Here is a 700-nt window from a genome sequence, read left to right as displayed (position 1 = left end):
GGGCGTGAAAGCGTCGCGCGGCGGCGCGGCGCGTAGCTGGCGTTGCGCCGGCAGACGGCCTGAGCCGGGCCAGGCCGGCGCCAGGGTGGTTTGATCCAGCCAGTTGAGGCGCTGATCGTCCAGCGCCATCAGGGACAAGGAGCAGCCGGGCATTTCCAGCGCGGTCATGAAGTTGCCGCTCCAGGCGCGTTCCACCTGTAGGCCGCGCAGGCGCAGATGCGCCAGCGCGGCGCGGGCGACGATGGCCAGCTCCATCGGCGGCGTGCCGCCCAGGCCGTTGACCAGCAGCGCCACCCTGTGTCCCGAACGCCAGCCGCGGTCTTGCAAGATGGCGTCCAGCAGCGTCGCGCACAAATCGGCGGCCGATGGCGTCGCCACGCGGCGCACGCCGGCTTCGCCGTGTATGCCCAGGCCCAGTTCCGCCTCCCCGCTGTCCAGTTGAAAGCCCGGGCGGCCGGTGGCCGGCACCGTGCAGGCGCCCAGGCCCACGCCCATGGTGGCCACCTGTTCCGCAGCCTGCCGCGCCGCGGCGGCGACCTCGGCCAGGCCGGCGCCGGAGGCGGCCGCCGCGCCGGCGATCTTGTGCACCAGCACCGTGCCGGCGATGCCGCGCCTGCGCGCCGGCTCCACGGTGTCGCGCAGCGCCACGTCGTCGGCCACCACCACGCTGTCGACGGCGATGCCCTCGGCGCGGGCCAGT

At 74.9% G+C, this 700-nt stretch carries 1 protein-coding gene; it reads right to left on the bottom strand.

Annotation, left to right across the window (positions count from 1 at the left end):
- Positions 1–700: dihydroxyacetone kinase subunit DhaK (locus NK214_RS24895; protein ID WP_253315808.1), on the bottom strand; the 700-nt coding region annotated here is incomplete at both ends.

The sequence above is a fragment of the Chromobacterium sp. S0633 genome, from assembly GCF_024158805.1.
Taxonomy (GTDB): domain Bacteria; phylum Pseudomonadota; class Gammaproteobacteria; order Burkholderiales; family Chromobacteriaceae; genus Chromobacterium.
This window is presented reverse-complemented; position numbering and strand designations above follow the sequence as displayed.